Source organism: Psychrobacter sp. TAE2020, from assembly GCF_018919485.1.
GTDB lineage: Bacteria > Pseudomonadota > Gammaproteobacteria > Pseudomonadales > Moraxellaceae > Psychrobacter.
Map to the genome: position 1 here is coordinate 2,513,783 of NZ_JAHLMU010000001.1, position 25,074 is coordinate 2,538,856.

Sequence of the window (25,074 nt, forward strand, 5' to 3'; positions counted from 1 at the left end):
GCGCCATTATTTAACTAATAGTAGTGAGGCTATTAACGACCAGTTTTTAGTTTATCCCAATACTGCTGATAAACTTGCAGTGCCTCATCACCGACATCTTCTTGGAACTCAGCTTTAGCTAAAGTTTCTTTACTTGGATAGATAGTTTTATTATTACGCACTTCATCTGACATTAGCTCACGTGCGGCTAAATTTGGTGAAGCATAGCCTATCTCTTCACTGACTATTTTGGCATTTTCAGGCTGTAATAAATAATTGATAAATTTGTGCGCTGCATCGACGTTTTTAGCATTCTTTGGAATGACAAAATTATCCATCCACAATATCGCCCCCTCGGTAGGGTATTTATAGACTAAGCTAGTTAAGCCTTCATTATTAGCCATAACCGCTTCACCATTCCAGGTCATACCGATATTGGTCTCGCCTTCGATATAAGGAATACGAGTAGCATCTGAGTTAAAGGTCTTAACGTTAGGCATCAAAGTAGTGAGCTTATTGTAAGCGGCTTTAATCTCATCAGGGCTGCTACTATTACCAGAGTAGCCTAAGGTCAGTAGCGCCATGCCAAATACTTCACGCATATCATTCATCAGCATCACCTGATTTTTGTACTCAGGGCGCCATAGATCATTCCAGCTATTAACAGTCGCAGGGTCGAACTTATCACCGTTAATAGCTATGCCAGTACTGCCCCACATATACGGAATCGAGTATTTATTGTCAGGATCAACTTTAGTATTAGTAAAAGAAGTGTCTAAGTTCTTAAAGTTACTTAGTTTCGACTTATCAAGCTCTTGTAATAAGCCTTCTTTGGCCATTTTTTCAACATAATAAGTTGAGGGGATAGCAAGGTCATATTGGCTTGAATCATCAAGGAGCTTTAACTTAGCGTACATCGCCTCATTAGAGTCAAACGTAGTGTAATTGACACTTATACCAGTCTCTTTTTTAAAGCCATCAAGAATCTCTTGTGGCATATACTCCGACCAGTTATATAGATTGAGGGTTACATCGCTAGTAGCAGCTGCACCTTCGGCTGGTGACTTGTCAGAGTTGCTACAGCTAGCAACAGCCAGTCCCAGAGCTGCACATAACAAAGCTTTGGGTAATAGGCTAGTACGAGTGGTGGTGTGAGTAGATAGGTGGGATGATGACTGGGTCAAATTAACTCTCCTAAAGTAAGACAAATCAATAAAAATAGAGGTTTAACAAGTAAGTGGCAGCAGGCTAACTAGCCGTTTAAAAACCGCTAATAGCTACGATGTTACTGTTATGGTTATAACGTGGCATAATTTAAAGGGCAAAGCTTTGAATCTATGAGGTTTTAACTAAAGGCTAACTAGTAATCGAGGTTTGACTGGGCCAATGCCAGTAAGCAACCATGCTATGATAGACTTTTTTTGCCCTAGTTAAACTGAGCTATAAAAGCTAGCGTTTTTAGTGTTTATTAGGTGCTGTTGACCCTTCACAACTAGACACTGCTGTGCTCTATTATTCGACAAGCCTTACTTAATCGATACTTAGTCGCTACTGAGTCGCTACTGAGTCGCTACTGAGTCGATAATAATAAAACTCTACAGGATAATCAACTATGATTAACAATCAGACCGTTATACCAGCCTTGCTAAGCGATAAAGTAGTCATTGTTACGGGGGCAAGCCGTGGACTTGGCGCGCAAATCGCTCAGCAAATGGCCGCAGCAGGCGCAAGCGTTGGCGTTAATTACCTTAAGAGCAAACAGGCTGCTGACCAAGTAGTAGCAGAGATTAAACAGGCAGGTGGACAAGCTTTTGCTTACCAAGGAGATGTGACGGATTTAGCACAAATGCAGGCTATGGCAGCGCAAGTTATTGAACGCTTTGGACGCATTGATATATTAGTTAATAATGCTTTGCCAAGCTACCAGTTCAATCCAAGTGCTGATTATACTAGTATCGAAACCGTTGAATGGGCGCATTTCGCGCAGCAGATCGATGGTATCGTTAAAGGCGCTGTCAATACAGTGCAGGCCGTATTGCCGCAGATGAAGAGCCAACAGATGGGCAAGATTATCAATATCTCTACCAACTTAGTATATAACCCAGTAGTGACTTACTATGACTATACTACTGCTAAGTCGGCACTGATTGGCCTCACTCGTAATTTAGCTGCTGAGCTAGGACAATATGGTATTCGAGTTAATCTGCTGGCAGGTGGACTATTAAAAACTACTGATGCTAGCAAATTAACCACCGAAGAAGTTTTTGATTATATCGCGACGACTACGCCCTTGCGTCAAGCTACTTCCGTGGCAGACTTTGCCAATTCGGTACTGCTAATGGCGTCTGATTTGAGTGCGGCTATTACTGGTCAGTCTATTGCTGTTGATGGCGGTCTGACAATGCCTTAATGTGCCTTGATATACCTTAATAGGCTTTGATAAATTGTAAATCATAAGTTTTAAGTTACAAATAAGAGAGATAAAATGAGTAATCGCAAAATCGCCGGAGTGATCAGTGCGGTCATAGGTCTATGTGCCATTATGGCCTTTTTTAATTCCGGTATGGATACACCGCTGTTAAGCTGGCCATTAGAAACTTATCTTGGGGTGGCTTTTACTATGGCTTGGCTGACTAATATGCCAACATGGTTGGTTTATTCACTAGCTGCTCTGCTATTTATAGCAATCACTATGGGCCTTTATAAGCTAGGCAGTTGGATTTATGGATTGGTCATGGGACGAGGTTGACTGAGTGTCAGTTTAGCTCATACAAAAACACAAAGATTTAAAAGCATGGCCTCAGCATTGCGTTCTTTAACCGATAGAAATATGCGGGTCAGGGGTCATGTTATTTTAATGTTTCGCCTCGGCGCTCGTCCCTCACGCAAGAGCAGAATATAGTTCTCGCCATGCGGACAGGCAGTGCTTTGCTGCTTCTGTCCTCACTTGCGCAAGAATAAAAACCTTACATATATTTGAGGTCGTTAAAGTGTCGAGTAGGGTGCGCCCCGCACACCGTTTAGAAGTATAATTTTGAATATAGAGTTATTGTGCTGAATTAAAAACCCAGTGTATAAAAGGGGAATAATATATGACAGACTCAAATAATAGTAGATTAAATATATTTTACTTTTATAAAAGACCAGAAGGGTATGCGTTATATAATTTAGAGGATCATTATTTTGTTATTTTTCTAAATGGTGGTCATGGGAATGGTGTTCGAACTGTACAAATTACTCAGCAGAGCTTCGATGAACTGATGATTGACGATCACAATTTTAGTCAGATTATTGAAAGGGATAGAAAGCTTAAAAGTCTTGATAAGATTTTTAAAGAGCACTCGTATACTCTCGCTGTTGAACCTTGCCTGTTATACAATTTGGATGATCGTTATTTTGTCGAAATGTGGAAGAAGCAGAGAACGGGGCAAAGTCAGGCAACAGAAATTAGTGAAGAAGAATTTAACTATATATTAGAGAAGTCTGTAAATATTATTCCGCGTATCAAATAATGACTTAAGCAGGGTTTATAACCAAGCTTTTTGAAGCTACCATAATTTAATGCTGGGTTAAAAACCCAGCCTACAAAAGCTAAGCCTACGAAACTATCAACACTTTAAGCCTGCTGCGCTACCTGTAACTGATCAAGCACCGCCTGAATACCATACTCTTCAATAGTGCCTGTGACAAAATCCGCACGCTCTTTTAGCTCAGACTTAGCATCACCCATTGCTACCGCGAAGCCTACCAAATCAAACATCTCAAGATCATTCATTCCATCACCAAAGGCCATACAATCCTTTGAATCAATGCCGTAATGTTGACAGACGTCTATGATACCCCGTGCCTTAGAAGCATTAGCTGGCAAGATGTCAGCACCTACTGTATGCCAGTGTACCAGCTTCAATTCATCCTGAGCAAAGTCAACCTCTTGCATTTTGTCTTGTTGATTATTGAAGAATACTGAGCACTGATAGACGGTATTTGACTTGTAATAATCAGGGTCAAGAATAGAGTTTGGCGTTATGGCATTGTATTCACGCAAACGTTCGTTCTCTTTTGACCAAGCGATATGAGTGGCTGAGTCAAACTTATGAATAAGATCACTTTTTTGACATAAGTTCACAATCTTATTAGTTTGCGCCTCTGATAAAGGGTAATGGCTGATAATGCCATCCTTATTAAAGCTATATTGACCATTCATACAGATAATAGCGTCCAATACATTAGCATCGAGTAGCGCTAAGATATCAGAGGGTAATATTGCTTTAGAGCGTCCTGTGGAGATAATAAGCTTGATGTCACTGCTGGCAAGTTGTTCTAGCGTGGCTTTATTATGCTCGGCAATAACCCCGTTACGGCTCAGAGTGTCATCAATATCAAAAAATATGATCTTCGGCGTAGGGATATTATTACTCATAATCTCTTGGGCAACTTTGTGTTTAATAAACATGATGATCCTATTATTTTCTATTTATTCAAATGTTACTATAATCAGCCTACACCATTAAATAAATAGCTATAAAGTAATGTTTGCTTATTATGCATACCTAGCGCTTATCCTGTAATGCTGTTGAGCCAGAAAGCATATATTGCAACATAGCAGGGAATAAGCTTGCTTTGCTGGCCATCTTTATTATCAGGCTCATATTTATGTAATTTGCTGCACCAAAAGGTCAGCCTAATCTAATTAAGCATAATTTTGCATAATAGGATTTAATACCCCTTGAATGCCTTGCTCTTCAATGGTGCCAGTAATGAGGTTGGCACGCTCCTTTAGCTCGTCTTTGGCATCACCCATCGCTACCGCGAAGCCGACTAAATCAAACATTTCCAAATCATTCAATCCATCACCAAACGCCATACAATCGGCGGCATCAATACCAAAATGAGCGCATACATCTAAAATACCACGTGCTTTTGAGGCATCTACGGGCAAGATGTCACCAATAGAGTCATGCCAGTGCACCAGTTTTAGGTTGTGCTTAGCAAAATTAACGCCCTGCATCTTCTGGTTTTGATCATCAAAGAATACCGAGCACTGATATACGGTGTTTGCCTTACAATACTCGGGATCAATCAGGCTCACGTCTTTAATTTTATTGTGATATCTATTTTGCCAGTCGTGCGAATCTGACCACGCAATGTGGGTTGCAGAATCAAACTTGTAGATCAACGCACTATCAACACACAGTCCTGCAATGGTAGTCGCTTGACTAAGAGTTAGCGGGTAGTCACTAATCACCTGCTGGTTATTAAAACTATATTGCCCATTCATACAAATGATGGCATCTAATACATTATCTGCAAGCAGCGCTTGGATATCTAGCGGTAATATCGGCTTTGAGCGTCCCGTTGAAATAACCAGTTTGATATCTAAGTCTGATTTGGCCAGCGCTTCAAGGGTGGCTTTATTATGCGGTGCAATCTCACCATTGCGGCTTAAGGTATCATCAATATCAAAAAAGATCATTTTTGGAACAGGGATAGGGATGGAGACGGGGTTGATATTCCCTAAGCTTTTGGTTTTGTTTGAAGTGGGCATGAGTGTCCTTTTGTATTAAAGCAGCCTTGCTTAAGGCAAGGATTATTTTAGCACTGTGATTACCAGTGATTATAGAAGTGGCCTTAACCATTTGTAAGCAGTTATTCTGTAACGGATTTTCTCACGATATAATTAAATACAAGCTAGGCCGTAGGCTGGGCTTTTAGCCCAGCATTCTATATATGCACACAAACTAAAGGTAAAAAATATGCGAAGCTACCTTAGAGACAAGTCTAAAGATGGCACGTATTTTTTCACCATGAATTTATTAGATCGAAAAAGCCAACTTCTTACCACTCATGCTAATCAATTTCGACAAGCCTATCGAATAACCAAGCAAAATCATAATTTTCAACTTCATGCGCTAATATTACTGCCTGATCATATTCATATACTGATTACTTTAGCAGAAGAAAGCGATAATTATGCTGTCATTATTTCAAGTTTAAAAACTCATTTTTCTCGTCAGATAACCAAGTCAGATGATGAAATGATAAATCAGTCCAGAATTAAAAAGCGCGAGCGCGGTATCTGGCAAAGGCGATTTTGGGAACATAGAATCAGGGATGATTTAGATTACCAACGCCATATGGATTATATTCATTACAATGCAGTCAAACATGGTTATGTGGAGCGTCCTATTGATTGGCCGTATTCGACTTTTAAGAAATGTGTAGATGAGGAGCTTTATTCTTCTGATTGGGGTGGGGCAGGTATTGATGGGTTTGATTTAGATTATGATTGATTTTAGGGATTTGGGTTCAGTTTTTTAGTCATGGCTTGCTGGGCTAAAAGCCCAGCCTACGCTAGCTTTCCCTTTTCGATTTAGTATAAGCTTTCGAGTATATTGAGCCTATTGCAGTAATAACTAAAATAGATGATATAAGAATAGATGTAGTAGGAAGCAATATTTTCGAAATAATATTGTGGGTTGGAGAAAAGTCATTAAAATTGAATAAACTACTGCTATTGAATATAGTAAGCATGATAACTATTAAGGTCGATGTTAAACCTAAAATATAACTCATTCTAGCATTTAAACGTCTGCGATAATCAGTCTGCATAATTTCTAGCTCATAGTATAGGCCATCCTTAGAGGTATCTTCATCGGAAGGTACAATTAAATGAGTAAGCGTTTCACAGTAACCTTGTTTTGTATCAGATGATATAAAACTAGAATCCATTATTTCCTTAATTAACTCTTCAGCAATTTGCTTAGGTTTAAAAATATCGTCTTTACTCACTTTATAGCGTCGAGAAGTTGCATTTAGAAGGGCATCTAAAACTTCTCCTATGGGTATTTTGCCATCAGATATGCCTGGGCGCAGTGCATATATTACTTCACGATTAGCAGCCTCTACTTTTTGTGTGTATTCACGATTATCTCTTTTAGAAAAAATATACCTTGAAACAAATGCAACGAAAAGACCACTTAGGATGCCTCCACCTATACCTACGACCCAAGCGTTATTTAAAATGTTTGTCAACTAATTTTCACCTTTAGAATAGCTAATATTAATAATTAAGGAAATAATTTTAGATTTTTAATCTTAGTTGTGGATTTAGCAAGCACTAAAACCACTTTGCTATTAAGTAAATTACGATAACTTTATCCAACCACCTCAACACTCGTCACATTCTGAAAACCTCTTGGCAACTGGCCACCACGGCTGCCACGTTTGGCAGTATAGTTAGCTAAGTCCATTGGCTTCAAGGTCACATGACGCTTACCCGCAGTGATGACTAAGCTGTCTTGCTTGCTTAACGGGGTGATAGCCAGCACTTCCTCATCAGTTTTCAAGGTAATCATCTTATTGCCTTTACCACGGGCTTGTTCAGGCAGATCATCCAAAGCAAAGATCAATAAGTAGCCAGCGTTAGTTACCACGGCGATATGATCAGGTGTAGCTTTTACAGAACCATCATCGCTGCTATTAGCATTAGTACTAACATTGTAATTGGCATCAATACGAGCGACTGGTAATAGGCGACTATCAGCCGCTAGAGTGATGATGTTTTTACCGGCTTTTTGATTGCTATCAAGATTGCCAATGGTATTTATGAAGCCGTAGCCTTGCGAGCTGGCAAGGATAATACGCTGCTCATTATTGCCAGTTAATAGCTGCTCAAAGTGTGCACCTGCTGGTGGTTTCAGCACACTAGTCAATGGATCGCCTTGACCACGCGCCGAAGCTAAATTATGGGCGTCAATACTATAGCTACGTCCGGTACTATCAAGGACATAGATCTTCTCATTAGACTTGCCACGCACATAAGCTTGGTAACCATCTCCAGAGCGATAGCTCATAGTGGTAGGGTCAACATCATGACCTTTGGCAGCACGTATCCAACCAGCTTTTGACAGCACAGCCGTAATCAGCTCGCTCGGTACTAGATCTGACTCTTTTAGCGCTTGCGCCTCTTCACGCTCTGCTAGTGGTGACATGCGATTGTCGCCATGAGCTTTCATATCTTCAGTGAGTTCATCAATAATCAAGCCAGTTAGGCTTTCAGGATTATCTAAATACTCTTGAATAATGGCTCGTTCTGCGACTAGCTCATCCTGCTCACGTCTAAGCTCAAATTCTTCTAGTTTTGCTAATTGACGCAGACGAATATCTAAGATGGCATTGGCCTGAATCTCACTCAGATCATAGCCTTGCATCAGCGCCAGCTTTGGATCTTCCTCTTCACGAATGATGCGAATCACTTCATCGATATTAAGATAAGCAATCAGTAAGCCGGCTAAAATGTGCAGACGCTTATCGATCTTATCGAGACGGTACTGCAAGCGGCGTACGACCACTGAGCGCCGACAGACTAGCCATTCTTCTAGGATATCTTTCAAGTTTTTGACTTGTGGCTTACCATTTAAGCCAATCATATTCATGTTGACTCGGTAGTTACTCTCCAGCTCAGTAGTGGCAAACAGATGACTCATTACTCTTTGCACATCGACGCGCGTAGAACGTAGCTCTAAGACGATACGGCAAGGATTTTCGTGATCAGATTCATCATGAATATCGACTACCCAAGGCAGTTTTTTATCGGTCATCAGTTTAGCGATTTGCTCTTGGATTTTATTGCCCGAGACTTGATAAGGTAGCGCATCGATGATGACGAGGTTCTTTTCCTTATCATCGATATGGTAAGTGGCTCGCATCTTATAACTGCCACGCCCACTTTCATATAGGGCTTGCAGATCTTTTTTGCTAGTGATGATTTCGGCACTAGTAGGTAAGTCTGGGGCTGGTATTGATTGGGTGAGCTGCTTAACCGATAGTTCAGGGTTTTTGAGTAGACGGATAGCCGCACGGACTACTTCATTAAGGTTATGCGGTGGGATATCAGTGGCCATGCCTACGGCAATACCAGTAGTACCATTCAATAATATATTAGGCAAGCGAGCAGGTAGAGTAGTCGGCTCTTGCATAGTGCCATCGAAGTTATCTTGCCAATCAACGGTTCCTTGGCCCAATTCCGCCAGTAAAGTATTGGCATAAGCTGACATTTTAGCTTCAGTGTAGCGCATAGCAGCAAAGGATTTGGGATCATCAGGACTACCCCAATTCCCTTGACCCGTAATCAGCGGATAGCGATAACTAAACGGCTGCGCCATCAGTACCATAGCTTCGTAACAAGCACTATCGCCGTGCGGATGATATTTACCGAGCACGTCGCCGACAGTACGTGCCGACTTTTTGGGCTTAGCTGTAGACTTAAGACCTAGCTCGCTCATGGCATAGATGATGCGACGTTGGACAGGTTTTAGACCATCGGCAATATTGGGCAGTGCGCGATCCATGATGACGTACATGGCATAGTTGAGATAGGCTTGCTCAGTAAACTCGGCTACTGAGCGCGTGTCTAGTGCATCGTCCGCTAGAAGGGCAGTATCGTTATCGATAATATCAGGCATAGAATAAATTTCGCTTTTATAGTGATCAAAAATTTGCTGCAAATAGGGTGCTACGTATAAAGGGTCTACTGTTAACTAGATAAGTATTTATTATTATAAGTAGAATAAATATAAATATCATGCATTCAAAGTCGCTTGGCCTAATTAGCATGGTGCGTTCAGCCTCTAGGCCAAAAATAAAATAAGCTAGCGCTATCGTAAAGGATATTGCCGCAATTAAAAAGCTATCTATGACAATAAACGACAGGTCGTGACGTGCCAATGCTGATTTTGTTTATAGCTTTTATCCCCTAAGATTAGTATAGTGATTTTAATAGTTTTTTATTATTTACTTAGTTGATTAGCAGCTAGTAACTGGGGGTGCGAAGGCATTATCGCTGAAGCAGTACTTAGTAGTCCCCAATGACTTTAGAGCAATGACTTTGGAGCAATGATAACTACATCCTCACTAAACAGGACGTCACTCATGTCATCAGTTCAGTTAGCTAATACTCGTATAACTATTATGACTCGTAAAGCGTTAGTGTTAACGACGCTAGCTGGCTTAGGACTGAGCGCCTGTAGCACGCAACAGATGGTTCGACCTAGTGCCGAAAGTGTCAGTACCAGTGCTAGTACCACTAATACTCAAGCTGTTGCTCCAGCGCCAGTTGTAGTGGTCTCAGCAACAGTAGCACCGCAACAAACGGCTAGCGCTGATTACGCGGCTAACCCTAATATGCTCATCCGTGCTGTGCCACAGAGCAAGAGAGTCCGACCATCGCCCTTTATAGTAGCAGAGTCTCAGTCAGGCGATAATTATCAGGATATAAAACCTAACTTAGTACATAAGACTAGTGAGATGGCAGTAGCTACTTTATCTATAGATACTGATACTGGCAGCTATGCTAACGTGCGCCGCTATCTTAATGAAGGTCGGCTGCCGCCAGTTGACGCGGTACGTGTTGAGGAGCTGATCAACTATTTCAATTACCAATTCGCTGATGGTAAGCGTTTAGGAACAGCACCCTTTTTGGTAGCTACGGAAGTCGTTGACTCCCCTTGGGACCGAGCCGATCAAGGTAATAAGATTGTCAAAGTCGCTATCAAAGCGGTCGATACTAGCTTGGCAACGGCCAGCAATACTAGCTTGCCGCCAGCGAATTTAGTGTTTTTAGTTGATGTCTCTGGCTCTATGTCCTCCAACGATAAGCTGCCATTAGCACAAGCCTCTCTTAAACTGCTAACTCAGCAGTTGCGTGCGCAAGACAGCGTTAGCATTGTTACTTATTCTGGTAGTACTAGCGTCGCCTTACCTGCCACTAGTGGTGATAAAAAATCAAAAATAATAGCAGCTATCGATAGCTTAACGGCAGCAGGCTCAACTAATGGTGAAGACGCCCTTAAGCTCGCTTATAACCAAGCTGAACAAGCGATACAAAAAAAAGGTATTAATCGTATTATCATGCTCACTGACGGTGATTTTAATGTTGGCATTAGCGACGTTAATGAAATGCTAGATTTAGTTAAAGCCAATCGTGATCGTGGCATTTCTTTATCGACTTTAGGGTTTGGTCGCGGTAATTTGAATGATTATATGATGGAGCAGATGGCCAATAATGGTAATGGCAACTACAGTTATATTGATAGTCTGACAGAAGCTAAAAAGGTCTTTACTGATGAGCTAGGAGCGACTTTCAATACCGTAGCCAAAGACGTGAAGATTCAGCTTGAGTTCAATCCGGCTGTGGTTAGTGAGTGGCGATTAATAGGCTACGAAAACCGAGTGCTTAACGAGCAAGATTTTAATAATGATAAAGTTGATGCTGGCGAGTTAGGCGCGGGAAAAGCAGTGGTTGCTCTATTTGAAGTCACGCCGACCGGCCAAGTTGGTCTCTATAGTGAGCGTCGCTATGCCAGTGATAAACCGAATAAAACAGTAGCTACTACGCAAAAAGCCAATGAGCTGGGCTTGCTAAAAATACGTTACAAGTCTCCTGAAGGGGGCAGCTCTAAACTCATTAGCCAAGCTATTACCAATAATAATCGTGACTTGAGTAATGCTAATATCGATACCCAATTTGCCATTGCAGTCGCCGGATTCGCTCAGCGCTTAGCTCAAAGCGATTATATCAACGAGTGGAGCTTTAGTGATAGTGGTAAGTTGGCGAGTAAAAGTATCACTAGCCAACCGAGTAGTGATACAGACGGTATACAGCGTAATTTTGTTAGCTTAACTGAACTGGCTGATGCTCTTGATAACCATAATTAAAGACAAGCTAACCATAAAAATATGCTCCAACTTATACCTAGTTGCTTATAAGTTGGGGCTATTGATTGTTAAAAGTGCTTAAGGCTATTAAGAAGTGCCCCCTTACTTGGGCAGACTAGCTTAGTCAATAAGGTGAAGGCTTTATAACAATATACTGATCTAACCAATGATATTGAAGGTCAAGTGTCTTTAAGGACTGAAGTAGCAATCTTTTGTATTGAGTAGTCTGTGCAAAGTGTGTATGTTAAAGAATAAAGGGCTATTTAGCATATTACCATTAGGAGAAACCAGATTATGGACAATCAAATGCCAAGCAATCCAACCCGTCATAATAAAAAAGTTTGGCTCAAAACTTATGAGGATCTCGGGCTCACTTATGATATCGTAATGCCAGCCGATGATACCTCGCTGATTGATATTTTCGAAAATAGCTTTGCTAAGTACGGTGATAAAACCGCCTTCATATGCATGGGTGCATCCATTACCTTTAAAGAAGTGGATGAACGCAGCAAACAAGTAGCGGTTTATTTACAGTCTCTAGGGTTAGTCAAAGGCGATAAAGTAGCCGTGATGATGCCTAATGTTTTACAACTTCCTGTTGCCGTCATCGGCGTATTACGTGCAGGGTTGACCTTAGTGAATGTCAACCCTTTGTATACTACTAAAGAGCTTGAGCATCAACTAACAGACTCTAATGCCAAAGCATTGATCATGGTAGAAAACTTCGCTAAAACTTATCAAGATATAGGTCGTAAAGTAGTCGAGCATGTGGTCATTACTGGCATGGGCGATATGATGGGGGCCCTTAAAGGCTTTATGGTCAATGCTGTAGTCCGTCATGTCAAAAAAATGGTCCCAGACTACAATATTGCTAATAGTGTCAGTTTTAAAGCGATGCTAAAAAAATCTTCTGCCAGTAAGTACAAGCGTCCAACCGATATCGGTCTGGCAGACATTGCAGTACTACAATATACTGGTGGTACTACTGGTGTGGCTAAAGGGGCTATGCTGACCCATAAGAATCTAGTGGCTAACTTAGTACAAAGTAATACTTTTTTAGGCACCGCTTTTGATGAGTTCGATAAAAGAGGTGAGCAGCCGGTTATCCTGACCGCTTTGCCGCTTTATCACATCTTCTCCTTTACTGTCTGCGGTATGTTTGGTATTTATCGTGGTTGTGTTGGTCTATTAGTGCCTAATCCACGCGATCTCGATAGTTTGATAAAAGCCTATAAAGCCAATCCACCTTCGTTCTTTCCAGCAGTAAATACTCTATTCAATGCTTTAGCTAATAATGAAGAGTTCAAAGGTATGGATCACAGTAAGCTAGTGGTCTCTATGGGTGGTGGTATGGCAGTAGTCAGTGATACGGCAGAGAAATGGCGTCAAATCACTGGCAATATCATCCTACAAGGTTATGGTCTCTCTGAAACCTCACCAGTAGCGACCGCCAATCCTATTACTAGTGTAAGCTTTGGCGGTACTATAGGCTTACCTATGCCCTCAACTGATATCGCTATCATAGACGATGCCGGTAATGAAGTAGAGTTAGGCGAGCGCGGCGAAATAGGGGTTCGCGGTCCGCAAGTGATGAAAGGCTATTGGCAGCGTGAAGAGGCGACTCGTGAATCTATGACTGACGATGGATTCTTCTTAACGGGTGATATCGGCATTATGGCTGATGATGGTTATGTGACTATTGTCGATCGTAAAAAGAATATGATTCTAGTGTCAGGCTTTAACGTCTATCCGAATGAAGTCGAAGAAGTGATGGCGGGTCATCCCCAGATCATAGAGTGTGGCGTTATCGGAATTCCCGATGAGAAGAGTGGCGAGTCACCAAAGATTTTTGTGGTCCGTAAAGACGCCAGTTTAACTGAAGAGCAAGTCCTCGATTATGCTAAAGAGCATTTAACCGGCTATAAGCGTCCTCGTTATGTTGAGTTTATTGATGAGCTGCCTAAATCAAATGTGGGTAAAATTTTGCACAAAGATTTGCGAGTCATGGAAGAGAAGAATAACGCTTAACTGCCCTTAAATCATCAGTAGTTTTGGCTGATTTATAGTTAGCAGAAGGGATAAACGGCTCACTATTAGCTTTAGTGCTAATAATGAGCAAACAGATGGTAAGGTTGCCTATTCGCGGCCTTATCATTTTTTTATGTCAAAGTTCTGAGCAAGAGTAAACTACAAAAGATAGGACGATGAGACTATAGATCGATAGTGTTGGTGCTAGAGAATTTACCATAAAACTGCTATAGTGCCAGAAAATACAGGCTCAAAATCAGTAGCCTATGCACAGTTTTTTGTTATAAATTGATATTAATATAAATTTTTATAGAACTCAAAACCCTAGATCATAAGCCAGTCAACTACAATAAAGCAAAGGATAATCAACCAATGGCACACGCTACTCAATTCCCTACGATGCCGAATATTCCGAGCGATAGACCTTGGCTCGCTGCTTATGAACGTTACAGTATCGATGCGACTATCGATATGCCTGATGATGAAACCTCATTACTCGAAGTCTTTGAGCGCAACTTTCGTCGCTATGGTAAAAAACCCGCTTATATCTGTATGGGCGCTGCTATTACCTTTAAAGAGTTGGACTTATATAGCCGCCAAATAGCCAGTTATCTGCAATCTTTAGACTTAGAGAAAGGGGACAAAATTGCGGTGATGATGCCGAATATTTTGCAGTATCCGGTGGTGGCTCTGGGTATCATTCGTGCCGGTATGGTACTAGTGAATGTCAATCCAATGTATACCAGTCGTGAGCTCTCGCATCAGCTGCATGATAGTGGCTCTAAAGTTTTGTTCATCGTTGAGAACTTTGCGAAAACTTATGAAGATGCCGAAGACAAAGGTAAAGTTAAGCATGTGGTGGTCTGTAAGCTGGGTGATATGCTGGGTCTGATAAAAGGCACCGTAATCAATCTAGCAGCTCGCTATATCAAAAAAATGATTCCCGCTTATAGCTTGCCTCATAGCACTAGCTTTAACGAAGCTTTGAATAAAGAGTCAGCTAGCGCATATCAGCGCCCTGACTTGAACCTAAGTGACGTGGCATTGTTACAGTATACTGGTGGTACTACTGGTGTCGCTAAAGGGGCTATGTTATCGCATGGCAACTTAGTCGCCAATATGCTACAGATTAACGCTTTAATGAATAGCGCCTTTGAAGATGATGCTAATGCTGATAATGTTATCTTGACTGCACTGCCACTTTATCATGTGTTCTCCTTTATGGTCTGTGGTATGTATGGCATGTACAAAGGCTATGCGGGACTATTGATTCCTAACCCTCGTGATCTAGATGGCCTCATTAAAGAGATGGGCAAATATAAGCCGTCGTTTATCCCAGCGGTAAATACTTTGTTCAATGGTTTAGTCCATAAAGAAGCCTTTGCAAACTTAGATTTCTCTAATCTAAAAGCAGCTATTGGCGGTGGGATGTCGGTATTGCCAAGCGTAGCTAAAGACTGGCATAAAATCACCGGCTTACCTATCGTTGAAGGTTACGGCTTATCTGAAACTTCGCCAGTAGTAGCTTTTAACCCGATGACCATAGCTGAGTTCACTGGTAAAATAGGTATACCCGCTTCTAGTACTGATGTCATATTAATTGATGATGACGAAAATGAAGTGGCTATCGGTGAGCGTGGAGAGGTGAGTGTAAAAGGCCCACAAGTGATGATTGGCTATCAAAACCGTCCGGATGAGACTGCCGAAACTTTTACTGCTAATGGCTATCTAAAAACTGGTGATATCGGCATCATGGACGAAAAGGGTTTTATTAAAATAGTCGATCGCAAAAAAGATATGATTATTGTTTCGGGCTTCAATGTCTATCCTAATGAGATTGAAGAAGTGATGTCGGAGCACCCAGGAGTATTAGAGTGTGGAGCTATCGGCATACCTAACGATCAGCGTGGTGAAGATCCGAAGCTGTTTGTAGTCAAAAAAGGCGAAGTCACTGAGCAAGAGCTAATAGATTTCGGCAAAAAACAATTGACTGGCTATAAGCGTCCTCGTCATATACAGTTCGTCGCTGAACTGCCAAAATCTAATGTAGGTAAAATACTACGTAAAGAATTACGTAAGATGGAAGGCTTGGAATAATCAAATATTGATTGTTCGTCGTTCGTCGTTCGTCATCAGCCGTCAGCTATCAGCCATTAACTCAGCTGCTGTGATTTTCCAGCTAATAATGAGGGCTCCAGCAACCCAGTTATCAAACCAGCAATTGCATTGTAAAAAGCTATAGCGCTATTGGAATAAGTTTTAATAGTCGCTATAACCTTAGCCTTTGTAGCAGGGCATAGATATTCACCACAGTGTTTTATTTTACCTTGGCTAGAGTTTAAATCGATTGCAGTTTTAGTTGATTATAGTTAGGATTTAGGCTTAATAAAGTATCACTGCTATCTGCTTTTCTTGCTATTGAATCGAGGTCACGTTAGGATATCTCAGTTATTTTGTCCTCAATCATTACAAGATATTGTCGTTAATAGCTCCATATCTAGCAGTAAAGGCTGCATTTGTCTGATAACAAGCGCTGTTTATGTCATTGAAAAATATATGATCACTCATTGTTTAGCCCTCTAAAACTATTTATTATTTCTATACTAGGATACCTTATGCGTATTGATAACCGTGAGCTAGACCAACTTCGTTCGATCAGCTTTGAGCGTCATTATACCAAGCATGCTGAAGGGTCAGTGTTGGTCAGCTTTGGCGATACCAAAGTATTGTGTACTGCCAGTGTTGAGTCCGGCGTTCCGCGCTGGCTAAAAGGCAAAGGTAAAGGCTGGATCACTGCCGAATATGGCATGTTACCGCGCGCCACTAACACTCGTAATCAACGCGAAGCTGCCCGTGGTAAGCAGTCAGGTCGTACCCAAGAGATTCAACGCCTGATCGGGCGTAGCCTAAGAGCCATGATAGATCTCAGCAAGTTAGGCGAAAATACCATCTATCTTGACTGTGATGTACTCCAAGCAGATGGCGGTACTCGTACTGCTAGTGTCACTGGTGCAGCTATTGCCCTAATTGATGCCCTAGAAACTATCCAAAAAACTAAAAAACTAAAAGCCGATCCGTTAATTGGTTTAGTGGCTGCGGTCTCCGTCGGTATGAAAGATGGCGTGGCGTATTTGGATTTAAATTACCAAGAAGATGCTAGTTGTGATACTGATCTAAACGTAGTGATGACCCAAAAAGGCGAGTTCATTGAGCTACAAGGGACTGCTGAAGAGAAGCCATTCACCCGCGCGCAAGCAGATGATATGCTAGCATTAGCTGAAAAGGGCATTGCTGAGCTTATCACTATGCAAAAAACAGCTTTAGGCTGGTAAGTAGTAGCCAGTACTGGTGATTTTCTTTTATTCAGTAGTTGATACGTCTTATCCGCTAATTAATAGGTAGTACTACATGCTTAAACTGACTGATGATGGTGCCAAAATCACTTTGCAAGGACAGCCGCCAGCAAGTGATAATGGACTGTTTTGGTTTGGTTCAGCACTGTTGGTAGGGGCAGTAGCCGTAGTATTGGCTATGAGCCTGCTACCGGAGCGCTTATCGATCGGCGCTCTAGCCTTACTTATTATTGGCAGCTTTTTCTTTAATCGCCAGCGCCAACAGCGCAAAAAAGCTATGAGTGGCGTTATCAGTAACGGTATTCTATGGGTACGCAATAGCGAGTTAGTCCATGATAATCAAGGCAAGCGTGAGCAGATTCATCTAGCTGATGATGATCAAATCACTGTGCATGGCGAGCAACTGCAAATTATTGCTGCTGATAATAGCTGCAAATACCACATCATTGGCTTTGATACTATGCAAGAGGCGCAAGCCACCAAAGCTATCCTACAAGGGCAAGTCATTAATAAACGCTCTGTCAATATTAAGCTTAATGCTGACTGAACCTTTGGTCTAGGTTTATATACCTGCTATCGCTGTCAAATAACTAATAGTACTTGCGACTTGCCCCTATAATAGTTTATAACTACAGCTTATACCTTTATCGCTGCCGAATTTAATGTCCTAGCGATTTTGTTTTTTTGCTGTTTTGCCAGGAGCTGATCATGTCGTTAACATGGATGATTGCATCGAAAACTGTTTCATCTAAGGCTATAAAACTGATACCAGTAGCGACCTTAGGTTTGTCTGTTTTGAGTCTCACAAGCTATGGACACGCTGATGATATGAGCCAGATGATCGCCCAAAAGACTACACAAACTATGCTGCCAGTACCCGCCGCTAGGGTTAGTACCAGCTCAAGCATTAGACGTGCAGCGCCCCCTTCAGCAGCAACGCCTACTTATCGTAATATTACTAATTACAATGCTAACAACTCTAACCTTAACAACTCTAACCTTAACCCTTCTAACGCTAATAGCTACAACTCTAGCCTTAACCCTTCTAACGCTATTAGCTACACCTCTAATAATTCTAACCTTAATAGCTCTCATCCCAACAGCCACAATCCTAACAGCTATGAGCCTAGTAGTTCTAAACCTAGTGCATCCCGCGTTATTACCGCTTCTGCTCCTAGCAGTTATCGTTACCCTCAAGTATCAGTAGCGTCGCCAGTAGTGTCCTCTGGCTGGTCAAACACTAGTAGCTCCAAAGTTACAGCCTCTCCTGCTATCACTGCCTCTGCTCCTAGTAGTTATCGCTATCCTCAAGTATCGGCAGCGCTAGCAGTACTACCGGCATTTTTATCGGGCAACTATGACAATGTGGATAGTGAGTATTTACCACTGCTCAGCACTGCTGAATTACAGAGTAGCAAGGCGGCTCGTGGGGTGATCAGCATTGCACGTACTATGGCGCTCAATGAACGTACTATCATTCAAGGCGGCTGCTGGGACTATCTAAATGCCGTATTTAACCGTGCTGGAGTCAGCCGTGATACGCTACATAAAGGCACTTATAGACAAGGTCCTTATGCTAATAGTAGTGAGATTCAAATTGGTGATTGGCTGTATTATATTAACCACGGCTATAAAGGTATTGAACACAGTGGTCTGTTCGTCGGTTGGGTCGATGAGTCAGCCAAGCAAGCTCTAATGCTCAGTTACGCCGGTGAAAATCGCCGTGAGCCTGCACGTTATCGGGTTTATGACTTGAGTAATGTCTACCAAATCATGCGCCCAACTATTTAAGCTACTTTGATTATCAGCTTTATAGAAGAGTCGGTTTTGCTGTACGGTTAAACAAAAAAGCGTCCATAGCTAATAAACTATGGACGCTTTTTTAGGTTTTATACTAAGCTTTAATCTTACTAATAGAGGACAGCTTAACCATAATAAAATCAGCTTTAAAAAGGTTTTACTATCACTAAAATCACAATAATCACTAAAGCAAAGACTGGTACTTCATTAAACCAGCGCCAGAACACATGAGACTTGTACTGTGGGTTGTCTATTAGCTTTTTTCGATAGAAGCCACAAGCGCCATGATAGCCAGAAAGCAGGATAACTAGTACTATCTTGACGTGTAGCCAGCCCTGAGTCTTGTATACTTCCCAGCCCGATATCACCATCCACAAACCAAAAATCCAAGTAGCGATCATCGCTGGCGTCATGATGCCGCGATACAGCTTACGCTCCATAATAACAAAGCGCTCTTGGCTAATAGTGTCCTCACTCATGGCATGATAGACAAACAGTCTTGGTAAGTAAAAAATAGCTGCAAACCAGCAAACCAAAGAGATAACATGCGCCGCTTTAATCCAATCAAAATAATTTGCCATACTCATTTTCCTAATGTCGATCTGCTGATAGCTATATTGGAATGCGGGCAAGCTTAGCGCAGTTTGCTTTAGTTTGACAGCACTACTTGTGACTTATGACCACTCACAGCATCGAGTACAGGCAATAGTTTTGCAGCTTTTGGCGCCGCAAATTGCTTAGTTAAGCCCAGCTCGCGCAGTAAGCGATCATCATTGGCTTGGCTAGCATTACCAGTGGTTAACAGCTTATCACCATAAAAGAATGAATTAGCCCCTGCCATAAAGGCTAAGGCTTGCTCGGCATCAGATAGACTCTCACGTCCGGCTGATAGGCGCACATAGCTAGTAGGGCAACAAATACGAGTCACCGCAATAGTGCGAATCCATTCAAGCACGGATAGCTCACCTTCTGCTAATACTTTATCGCCTATAGGTGTGCCAGCAATAGGAACTAGTAAGTTGACAGGGATAGATTCAGGAGCCTTAGGCATTTTGAGTAATTCGTATAACCAATCTATACGATCATCACGGCTCTCACCCATGCCGACGATATTGCCACTACAGACATTAATGCCTGAATCACGCACGTTGTTCAGAGTATCCAAACGATCATCATAGCTACGAGTACTTACCACTTGCTCATAATAGCTTCTAGAAGTATCGAGGTTATGATTATAATAGTCTAATCCAGCATTGGCTAATTGGCCTGCTTGCTCAGGGTTGAGCATACCTAAGGTCATGCAAGTCTCAAGCCCTAAACCTTTGACTTCTTTGATTAGCTCGACTACATAAGGCATATCTTTGGCGCTTGGATGTTTCCAAGCCGCACCCATACAAAACCGTGATGAACCAGTCGCTTTAGCACGTTTGGCCGCGGCAATAACCTTATCAATCTCTAAGCGTTTTTCTGCTTGTAGCTTAGTTTTGTCACGATGATGACCAGACTGCGAGCAGTAACCACAATCCTCAGGACAGTTGCCAGTCTTGATCGATAATAAAGTGCTAATTTGCACCTCATTAGCGATGAAGTATTGGCGATGAATGGTTTGGGCTTGTGATAATAAATCTAGCAATGGTAATTCAAAAAGCTGGGCGACTTGCTCACGGCTATATTTATTAACAGGCTCAACAGCTTCTGTAGCTAACGCTTCAGGATTAAAATACTTGCCTTTAGGGAGGTTACAAGTAGAAGTAGGAGTAGGTTCGGTAATACTAAGCAATCCTGCCATGATAAATCCTTGGGTAATAAGTAGCACAACATTTGAAAAAGCTTCGATAATAAAACTTAATCAGGGTGTATTGAGTTATTCAAAAACTAAAGCGTGGTTTATAAGAAGAGTAGCACTAATAGTAACAGCGACTATTATTTAGTAAATAAAAAATTTAAATTATAAAAAGATTACCACATAAAAAAAGGTTGCAGCAACCGTAGTGTACCGCAACCTTTATAATAACAGCAGAGTAGTGCTAAGTGACAGCAATAATGCTTCGTGTCAATATAGCAGCTACTTACTAGGGCAACTATTTACCTAGTTTATGCTTGGCAAAACCGATCCAATGCTCAGCGAACTGCTGGGCTTTATAAACATAAGGCTTAGCATTTTGGATATGAGGTTTTAGCTCTTCTGGGATCTCTGGTACGATATGTTTTGCCAGTTTATTGAACCACATTAGCAAACTATAATCGCCCTCAATGCTTAAGTTGCCTTCTTGAACAGCAGTCATAAAGGCTGGCAAGCTACCTTTAGTTAATAGCTTAACACCAGTCATTGAATCTTTAAAAGTGATAGTTAAGTCGGCTTTTTCAGCATGACCACTACGCTGACTAAACTCACCATTATCGAAGCTAAAGTAACGAGCAATATCAGACTCTTCGCTAGCAAACTCAATAGTTACCTTACGTTCAGTCAATAGTGCTTTAAAGTCTTCGTTATTGCTATCAGCAAGCATAGACAAGCGATAACCAACTACCGCTAATAGTACATCTAAAGGATCAGATTTTACATCCAAAACAGGAACAGTAAACATGGTCAAACTCCTAAAAGTGGCTAAAAATAAAACGTACTTTATAGCAATTATCACTATAATCATATAGTTAAATTATAACTCATTCTTCAGCCGGTACTCATTAGTATTTGCGTAGACAGCTTTAAGTATGTGTAACAAAGTAATAGTAACCGATAAAAAAAGCGCCAATAGTAGGCGCATAATTTTACAATAGTTTCATAACAATAGTTATCAGCCAACACCCTCTCTAAACCAGCGGTGTTTTTAAGTAATGGTCGTGTCTTTATTAAATAGTAGGCCAAACTAACTACTAAGGATACTATTCAAAACGTGGCGTATAGTCATCATCATAAATAGGGCTGTGCTCAATATAACGTGCTGTTTCAATCTCACGCTGCTGTTGCAAAGCTGCACTAACATCATCATAGCGTAGTGCTCGATACAGCACCCAAGCGAATAAAGGCAGCCAGCTAATGCCCATAGCAGCGACATAACCATGCCATTCTGTCAGGAATGTCCAGCTCATGAGTAGGCTATGGATGCTCTCAACGGCTAGCCAATACACCACTCCGCCTAATACGTACCAAAGGAGCCAGCGCTGCGAAGAGAGCGCAATAGCTATAATTAGACTGATTAACAAGCCATAGCCTAATAGAGCGCCACTGCTCAAGGTCGCTATGGACAGGCTGGATAAGTAGCCACTAGCTAATAATGTTAAAAGCATCATTCATCTCGCTCTGCAAAAGGTGAATTTCAATAACACCATTATGAGAGTTCTACTGGTAAACCGAAAGGCTAAAAGGCGACTTTGCGACAACCGTTGACGTCTATTTTTAGCAGCAATGGGCGCTTTTTTACGAGGGTGTAGGTAAGTATTCGAGCTTAGCACTGACAGCTACTAAGCTTAACTTTAATTAGTAGATCGCTTGAATTAGTTGCTACGATGACCCCACCAAGATAACAACGATACTAATACGGCACCTATTAACATAAGGCTTAAAGTGGTTAACCAGTGAGGGCCAGTGGGATATAGCCAAGGGGCTACATTGTGGGTAGCTTCTTTGGCTAAGGTCCCTAAAGAATCGGTTTTCCAAGGCCATACTTTTACTAAGGAGCCAGCGATAAAGCCAGTCAGGAGCGCTAAAGTTGCCTGATAATAGCGTGACAATAGCCACTTAAGCATCCGAGTAAATAATAACAGTCCCGTTAGCATGCCAGCCATCAAAGTGAAGATAATAGTTAGATTAAAGCTATGTACTGCCTCCAACACGGTGTCGTAAGCGCCCAATAATAATAAAATAAAAGAGCCGGATATTCCGGGTAGTATCATGGCACAAATCGCTATGGCTCCAGCGAAGAACAAGTAAGGTAAACTTGGAGTAGTAGTCAGTAAGGGTAGACTGCTAATAGCTATGGCCGCAATCGCACCGACTAGGAATAGACCCATTCGTGCTGCAGTCCAGCGAGTAATCTCGGTCAATAAAATAAGTACAGTGGCGACTACTAAGCCAAAGAAGAACGACCAAATCAATAGCGGTTGATTCTCTAATAAGCCTTTAATAATACCAGCCAAAGTCACAATACTCGTGCCAATCCCTAGCAATAAAAATAATAGAAAAGTCGCATCAACTTGACGCCATACGGCTAGTAAGCCTTTGACTCCGCCTTGCAGACGGAACACTGACCATAGATGAGGGCCGATGCTACTTAGAGCATTGATCAGGCGCTCATAGATACCAGCAATCAGGGCTATAGTACCACCAGATACGCCAGGGACGATATCCGCAGCCCCCATAGTCATGCCTTTAACATATATAGCTAGTAGTTGCTTAGGGCTGTCTTTACTAGAGGCTGATGGCTCATGAGGCAAGCTTGACGACTTTGTTGATATTACAGTTGCAGTTGATGGTTTTGACGGCTCTAATAGCGAGTCATCTTGCTGTGGGGATTTCAATGCCGTCATGGACGACTCCTTGTACCATAATAAGGGTGAAAAATAAGCCGAGAGAACGACATAATCGCTGACTCAGCTTATAAAGTAGGGAATGATAACAGCATGTAGTGGTCAGCTGAAGCAAGGCTCGATAGGACGACTATTGCTTGAGCTTATAAGTATTTACGACTGTTTGGCAATAAATGCTGGATAGCCGAGGGCGTAGAGTACTCCTTCAAGGCCCGTGACATTGACCGAAGCATCAGCACGTGCTTGTACGATAGATCTAGCACGGTAAGCTACCCCTAAGTCAGCAATAGCCATCATTGGTAAATCGTTAGCGCCATCACCAACACAGACTACTTGTGACATAGCGATACCTAAGCGTTCGGCAGTATGGGCAACGATAGCAGCTTTTTTGGCACCATTGATAATAGGCAATTGAATATGACCGCTGACTTCACCTTCACTGACATCTAGATTATTAGCATGGACTTCATCTATGCCTAGTTGCTCAGCGATATAGCGGGCAAAATAAGTGAATCCACCAGAGACTAATACGGTGTGATATCCTAAAGCTTTTAGAGCGCTGATAGTAGTACGAGCACCTGTTGATAGGCTGAGTCGTGCACAAATCTCATCGAGTATTGAAGTTGGAACCCCTTTTAGTAACGCTACTCGTTGCGCAAAAGACTCATCGAAGTCGATCTCACCGCGCATGGCCGCTTCAGTGATGGTGGCTACTTCTTGGCCAACCCCAGCGGTCTTAGCCAACTCAACGATAACCTCTTGTTCAATCAAAGTTGAGTCCATGTCGAAACAAGCCAGTTTATGGGTGCGCAACATATGGCCGATAGATAAAATATGACAATCCACTAAGTCTGCGTTATCGAGCGTAGGGCTTGCTGGAGTATTGGCAGAATGGCTATTGTTTTGCGCCAATTGATGCTCTGCCAAGTCATGGCGTAAGCGTGAAGTCAGCTGCTCATCAATCATATGTGCAGCGGCTATTTTTTTGCCGGCATGCATTAGCGTATCGGTGACTGGCACTAACAGATAGCGAAAAACTTGCGCAGAGACAAACGGCGGCTTGGCAGTAGTCTTAGTTGCTGCCGAGCCATCTAGTGGATTCGTGGGGTCTGCATTACTACTGTTAGCATTATCATCGTTACTGCTATTGATACGGAGGCCTGCCGTTACATAAGCTGGGCTAGTCATTGTATGCTCAATAGGAATCTCTACAAAGCTGGCTTCTTTATCTTCGGCTACAGTCACTAAATGCCAGTTCGGCTGCTCGTCAACCCAAGACTGTACATACTGATGAATGTCTAAAGTAGGTACTTCTACCGGCAGTACTACTATCAACGCAAACAAAGGCAAAGATTGCAGCGCATCAAAATCATGCAAATTAATATCATCAGGTAGTAATTCCGCGATAGAATTGACGGCCTGTTGCCAGGCTTTGCTGTCTTTTGGTAACGAGTATGATGTATTTTTTGCCATGGCTTAATTGTCCCTTGTATGCGCAGATAAGATTAGGAATAATAACAGCTTTACTAGGTAGCGCCTATAGATGAGCTGTGAAGTAATTTTGCCATAGTTTGGTAAGCTTGGCTTATCATAATGGCTGTTATAAGCGGTTATACATTAACCGTTACTAATTATGAGACACTATTGGTTATAAAAGGTAAATCCCTCG

The 25,074-nt window shown here is 41.9% G+C and carries 21 protein-coding genes; 10 read left to right on the plus strand and 11 right to left on the minus strand.

The genetic code is table 11. The features are described 5' to 3' along the window. Positions 1-32 precede the first annotated feature (32 nt). The gene (locus KPY62_RS10280; protein ID WP_216581901.1) at positions 33-1,163 is read right to left on the minus strand and encodes an ABC transporter substrate-binding protein; all 1,131 of its coding nucleotides are present in this window, start codon (positions 1,161-1,163) and stop codon (positions 33-35) included. Between the two features lie 428 nt (positions 1,164-1,591). Here KPY62_RS10280 and KPY62_RS10285 point away from each other — a divergent pair, with 428 nt between their 5' ends. The 3 genes from KPY62_RS10285 (at position 1,592) to KPY62_RS10295 (ending at position 3,491) form a co-directional block, all read left to right on the plus strand. Beyond that, the gene (locus KPY62_RS10285; protein WP_216581902.1) at positions 1,592-2,389 is read left to right on the plus strand and encodes a 3-oxoacyl-ACP reductase; all 798 of its coding nucleotides are present in this window, start codon (positions 1,592-1,594) and stop codon (positions 2,387-2,389) included. Between the two features lie 75 nt (positions 2,390-2,464). After that, positions 2,465-2,728 carry a hypothetical protein gene (locus KPY62_RS10290; RefSeq protein WP_216581903.1) on the plus strand — a complete coding sequence of 88 codons (264 nt, stop codon included), beginning with the start codon at positions 2,465-2,467 and terminating at the stop codon, positions 2,726-2,728. A 343-nt stretch (positions 2,729-3,071) separates the two neighbouring features. Then, the gene (locus tag KPY62_RS10295; protein WP_216581904.1) at positions 3,072-3,491 is read left to right on the plus strand and encodes a hypothetical protein; all 420 of its coding nucleotides are present in this window, start codon (positions 3,072-3,074) and stop codon (positions 3,489-3,491) included. A 104-nt stretch (positions 3,492-3,595) separates the two neighbouring features. Here the strand turns inward: KPY62_RS10295 and KPY62_RS10300 are convergent, their stop codons facing one another. Both KPY62_RS10300 and KPY62_RS10305 read right to left on the minus strand, forming a co-directional pair. Beyond that, on the minus strand, positions 3,596-4,432 hold the full coding sequence (locus tag KPY62_RS10300) for a Cof-type HAD-IIB family hydrolase (protein ID WP_228730652.1): 837 nt from the start codon (positions 4,430-4,432) through the stop codon (positions 3,596-3,598). Between the two features lie 237 nt (positions 4,433-4,669). Further along, positions 4,670-5,524 (minus strand): Cof-type HAD-IIB family hydrolase, encoded by an 855-nt coding sequence (locus KPY62_RS10305; RefSeq protein WP_216581905.1) that lies wholly within the window; start codon positions 5,522-5,524, stop codon positions 4,670-4,672. A 208-nt stretch (positions 5,525-5,732) separates the two neighbouring features. On the opposite strand from KPY62_RS10305, the gene KPY62_RS10310 reads away from it, so the two are divergent. After that, positions 5,733-6,269, plus strand: coding sequence for an REP-associated tyrosine transposase (locus KPY62_RS10310; RefSeq protein ID WP_216581906.1), 537 nt, complete (start codon positions 5,733-5,735; stop codon positions 6,267-6,269). Between the two features lie 61 nt (positions 6,270-6,330). Here KPY62_RS10310 and KPY62_RS10315 read toward each other — a convergent pair whose 3' ends face one another. Further along, on the minus strand, positions 6,331-7,011 hold the full coding sequence (locus KPY62_RS10315) for a hypothetical protein (protein WP_216581907.1): 681 nt from the start codon (positions 7,009-7,011) through the stop codon (positions 6,331-6,333). A gap of 122 nt (positions 7,012-7,133) precedes the next feature. Then, a complete protein-coding gene (gene parC / locus KPY62_RS10320; protein WP_216581908.1) occupies positions 7,134-9,443 on the minus strand; it encodes a DNA topoisomerase IV subunit A in 2,310 nt (769 codons plus the stop codon). 466 nt (positions 9,444-9,909) lie between these two features. On the opposite strand from parC, the gene KPY62_RS10325 reads away from it, so the two are divergent. The 6 genes from KPY62_RS10325 (at position 9,910) to KPY62_RS13785 (ending at position 18,866) form a co-directional block, all read left to right on the plus strand. Then, entirely contained in the window at positions 9,910-11,694 is a 1,785-nt protein-coding gene (locus KPY62_RS10325; RefSeq protein ID WP_228730653.1) for a vWA domain-containing protein, read from the plus strand. A 294-nt stretch (positions 11,695-11,988) separates the two neighbouring features. Continuing rightward, a complete protein-coding gene (locus KPY62_RS10330) occupies positions 11,989-13,722 on the plus strand; it encodes an AMP-binding protein (RefSeq protein WP_216581910.1) in 1,734 nt (577 codons plus the stop codon). A 372-nt stretch (positions 13,723-14,094) separates the two neighbouring features. Next, on the plus strand, positions 14,095-15,819 hold the full coding sequence (locus tag KPY62_RS10335) for an AMP-binding protein (protein ID WP_216581911.1): 1,725 nt from the start codon (positions 14,095-14,097) through the stop codon (positions 15,817-15,819). Positions 15,820-16,337: 518 nt separating this feature from the next. Further along, positions 16,338-17,054, plus strand: a complete 717-nt coding sequence (gene rph / locus KPY62_RS10340; RefSeq protein ID WP_216581912.1) for a ribonuclease PH — start codon at positions 16,338-16,340, stop codon at positions 17,052-17,054. A 76-nt stretch (positions 17,055-17,130) separates the two neighbouring features. Further along, positions 17,131-17,622 carry a hypothetical protein gene (locus KPY62_RS10345; RefSeq protein ID WP_216581913.1) on the plus strand — a complete coding sequence of 164 codons (492 nt, stop codon included), beginning with the start codon at positions 17,131-17,133 and terminating at the stop codon, positions 17,620-17,622. Positions 17,623-17,783: 161 nt separating this feature from the next. Next, on the plus strand, positions 17,784-18,866 hold the full coding sequence (locus KPY62_RS13785; protein ID WP_228730654.1) for a hypothetical protein: 1,083 nt from the start codon (positions 17,784-17,786) through the stop codon (positions 18,864-18,866). 155 nt (positions 18,867-19,021) lie between these two features. On the opposite strand, the gene hemJ is transcribed toward KPY62_RS13785, so the two are convergent. The 6 genes from hemJ to serB form a co-directional block, all read right to left on the minus strand. Then, a complete protein-coding gene (hemJ, locus tag KPY62_RS10355) occupies positions 19,022-19,456 on the minus strand; it encodes a protoporphyrinogen oxidase HemJ (protein ID WP_216581914.1) in 435 nt (144 codons plus the stop codon). Between the two features lie 68 nt (positions 19,457-19,524). Further along, positions 19,525-20,664, minus strand: a complete 1,140-nt coding sequence (bioB, locus tag KPY62_RS10360) for a biotin synthase BioB (protein ID WP_216581915.1) — start codon at positions 20,662-20,664, stop codon at positions 19,525-19,527. A 292-nt stretch (positions 20,665-20,956) separates the two neighbouring features. Then, on the minus strand, positions 20,957-21,463 hold the full coding sequence (locus KPY62_RS10365; protein WP_216581916.1) for an SCP2 sterol-binding domain-containing protein: 507 nt from the start codon (positions 21,461-21,463) through the stop codon (positions 20,957-20,959). Between the two features lie 298 nt (positions 21,464-21,761). After that, entirely contained in the window at positions 21,762-22,169 is a 408-nt protein-coding gene (gene aciT / locus KPY62_RS10370; RefSeq protein ID WP_228730655.1) for an AciT family ciprofloxacin tolerance protein, read from the minus strand. A 204-nt stretch (positions 22,170-22,373) separates the two neighbouring features. Then, positions 22,374-23,405 carry a DUF368 domain-containing protein gene (locus KPY62_RS10375; RefSeq protein ID WP_216581917.1) on the minus strand — a complete coding sequence of 344 codons (1,032 nt, stop codon included), beginning with the start codon at positions 23,403-23,405 and terminating at the stop codon, positions 22,374-22,376. Between the two features lie 153 nt (positions 23,406-23,558). After that, entirely contained in the window at positions 23,559-24,878 is a 1,320-nt protein-coding gene (gene serB, locus KPY62_RS10380; RefSeq protein ID WP_228730656.1) for a phosphoserine phosphatase SerB, read from the minus strand. Positions 24,879-25,074: the final 196 nt, after the last annotated feature.